The organism is Prosthecobacter sp. (assembly GCF_049294395.1).
Lineage (GTDB): Bacteria > Verrucomicrobiota > Verrucomicrobiia > Verrucomicrobiales > Verrucomicrobiaceae > Prosthecobacter.
Window position 1 is genome coordinate 1 of record NZ_JBAQCR010000447.1, and the last position, 3,239, is coordinate 3,239.

2 protein-coding genes are annotated in these 3,239 nt (G+C 58.7%); one reads left to right on the forward strand and one right to left on the reverse strand.

Features of this window, described 5'->3' with window-relative positions; translation table 11 throughout:
• On the forward strand, positions 1 to 1,499 hold a 1,499-nt coding region (locus WAW39_RS30600), incomplete at its 5' end, for a c-type cytochrome (protein WP_422323634.1).
• Positions 1,500 to 2,025: 526 nt separating this feature from the next.
• On the opposite strand, the gene ruvA is transcribed toward WAW39_RS30600, so the two are convergent.
• On the reverse strand, positions 2,026 to 2,631 hold the full coding sequence (gene ruvA, locus WAW39_RS30605) for a Holliday junction branch migration protein RuvA (protein WP_422323636.1): 606 nt from the start codon (positions 2,629 to 2,631) through the stop codon (positions 2,026 to 2,028).
• Positions 2,632 to 3,239 lie beyond the last annotated feature (608 nt).

Here is a 3,239-nt window from a genome sequence, read left to right on the forward strand (position 1 = left end):
TTCTTGTCTTTGACCGCAATGGGATCTGGAAGCTGGTGGACACGAATGGGGACAAGGAGTGCGACCGGTATGAGATGTTCTGCAACCTGTTCGCGCAGACGGCGGAGACGCGGGAGTTTCCGAATTCGATGAAGCTGGGGCCGAAGGGGGAGCTGTATATTTCGAAGGGGGGGCAGGAAGGGACGACCTATGGGAAGCACAATGGGACGGTGATCAAGATCGCAGCGGATGGGAAGTCGATGGAGGTGATTGGGTATGGGCTGCGGCAGCCGTTCATCGGGGTGAATCCGAAGACGGGGCTGGTGACGGCGAGCGATCAGCAAGGGAACTATGTGCCGTCCACGCCACTGCATATTATTTCGGATCATCACTTCTACGGGCATCTGCCGACGATCGCGCCCAAGGAGAAGTATCCGGAGACAATCACGGAGCCGCTGACGTGGCTGCCGCATCCGGTGAATCCGAGCGGGGTGACGCAGACGTGGCTCATCGGCGCGAAGATGGGGCCGGTGAATGGGGAGCTGATCCACATTGGCTACAACCGGCCGGAACTGTTTCGCGTGCTGATGAATTCGCATTTTGAAAAGCCGCAGGCGGCGGTGGTGAGCTTTAACCGGAACTTTGATTTTCCCACGCTGAATGCGGTGGTGAATCCGGCGGACGGGCAGCTCTATGTGGTGGGCTTCCAAGTGTGGGGGACGGTGGTGAAGAAGATCAGCGGATTTGCGCGAGTGCGCTATACGGACAAGCCGCGGGTGCTGCTCAAGGAAGTGACGCCGACGGACAAGGGGCTGCTGCTGCGCTTCAATGCGAAGCTGGATCCGAAACTGGCGACTGATCCTGACAGCTTCAATGGAGAGCGCTGGAACTACAAACGCACCTTTGACTATGGCTCTCCGCATTTGAAGCTGGACGGCAGCAGCGGGCAGGAATGGATGACGGCGAGCAGCGCGTATCTGAGCAAGGACGGGATGAGCGTGCTGGTGGGCTTTCCTGACATGAAGGCGGGTGTGCACCAGATGCGCATCGGCTGGGGGCTGAAGAGCGTGGACGGTGACAAGGCGGAGAACACGGCGTACTTTTCTCCGTGGGAGCTCCTGACGTTTGATGCGAAGAAGGAAGGGTTTGATGAGAACCTGAAGGTGGATCTGACGCCGCGTAAAGCGGCTGCGGTGGCCACGGTGAAGGCGACGGCGGAGGAAGGTGAGCGGCTGTATCAGATGTTTGGCTGCATGGCGTGCCATAGCACGGATGGGACGCTGGTGGGCAAGGTGGGGCCGAGCTGGAAGGGGCTGTATGGCAGCGAGCGTGAGATCGCGAAGGGGCAGAAGGGCAAGTTCAAGGCGGATGAGGCGTATCTGCGGGAGTCGATCACGAATCCGAGTGCGAAGGTCGTGAAAGGGTTTGAGAAGTTTGATACGGGGATGCCGATTTATTCGGGGATTTTGAATGAGGGGCAGATTGAGAGTCTGATTTTGTATATCAAGAGTTTGAAGTAGGGGGCACCGAGGCGAGGACGTTAGGTCAGGGACATGCGTGCTGGCATCGCTACGCGATGCATGTGCCTTGGGGGATGACGTGAGCGTTTACGAGGGATGTCGCTGCGCTCAATCCCTCGCTACAGGCTGGGATGGCTCCGCCATCCGATGGCGGCACAGATGTCCCAAGTGTGCTTGTGACTGACAGCATGGAAGAACATCTGCCAGGCGCGGACGACCTGCTGCGGGCTCGAAGTCCCGCGCTCCCAAGTTCTTGCTGGGATGGCCGCGCCATCTGATGGCGGCACTGGTGTTCCATGTTTGCTTGCGACAGACAGCATGGAAAACATCCGCCATGCGCGGACGACCTGCTGCGGGCTCAGAGACCCGCGCTCCCAGGCTCTGGCTGGGATGACGACACTGATGGTGAGAGTAAAATTGTGCTGTTCTAGTGGAACAGGGGAAGCACCAGATGTCCAACGTGGGGGAACGCTGCAGGGCTGAGGTGAAACGGGGGCTTTCCTTGTTCCGCAGGAACAAGGCTACTTCAGTTCATGCTGCGGAGGGCTTCGCGGATGAGTTTGTCGGCGGTGTCCATGCCGGGGTTTTTGGCGAGGTCGTTGACGGCTTTGATGGCTTCGGATTGTTTGTAGCCGAGGGCAATGAGGCCGAGGACGGCGTCGGTTTGGGCTTCCTGCTTGGGGTCGTGGGTGCCTTTGGCGGTGCGGGAGGCCTGCCAGGCATCGACGACGCCGACTTTGTCTTTGAGTTCGAGCACGATGCGTTCGGCGGTCTTGCCGCCGACGCCTTTGATGCGGGAGAGGGATTTTACATCACCGCTGATGACGGCGTCTTTGAAGGCTGCCACGGGCATGCCGCTGAGGACGCTGAGGGCCATCTTGGGGCCGATGCCGGAGACGCGGTCCATGAGGAGGCGGAAGAGGTCGCGCTCGTCGGCGGTGATGAAGCCGAAGAGGGTGTGGTCGCGGTCGGTGACGTGGTAGTGGGTGAGGAGCTGCACCTTTTCACCGGGCTGCGGGAGTTTGTCGAAAGTGGTGAGGGGGATGAGGACGAGGTAGCCTACGCCATTGACATCAATGGTGGCACGGTGAGGGAGAGCTTCGGCGAGGAGGCCGCGAAGGAAGGCGATCATGCGGGCATGAAGGCGGGTGGGAGGGAAGGTGCAAGCGGAGGTTTGAGGCGGGGGTGATTATGGCGTTTTTTTTGGAAGACAGAGGCGCGGAATTTTGACCATAGAGGCACGATGAACACAGAGGTTTGAAAAAACAGAGGCGCAGGCAGTTCTGTGTTCATCGCACCTATGCGGATGTTTCAGCGCAATCCAAAAGAGTCGTGAGCATGACACATGACATTTGGAGTGCGGCACGCGAAGCTGCCGCTTTCGAGCCTCACTTGGTGTGCGTGAGATCGCTTGGCTAGCGGACGATCACAGGCTCCCGCTTTCGAGCATTCCATGGCACGTGCGAGCCATCAGGCATGTCGAAAGCGGTGGCTGCGTTCGTTCCTCACTTCGCAACCGCAGTCCGAATAGGAGCTGCGGTTGCGCGATGAGGTGATGAGTTTGGCGACCACTGCTTTTCTGCGCGCATGATTATGGTGTTTTTTTTGGAAGACAGAGGCGCGGAATTTTTACCGCAGAGGCACGATGAACACAGAGGTTTGAAAAAACAGAGGCGCAGGCAGTTCTGTGTTCATCGCACCTATGCGGATGTTTCGGCGCAATCCAAAAGGATCTTGAGC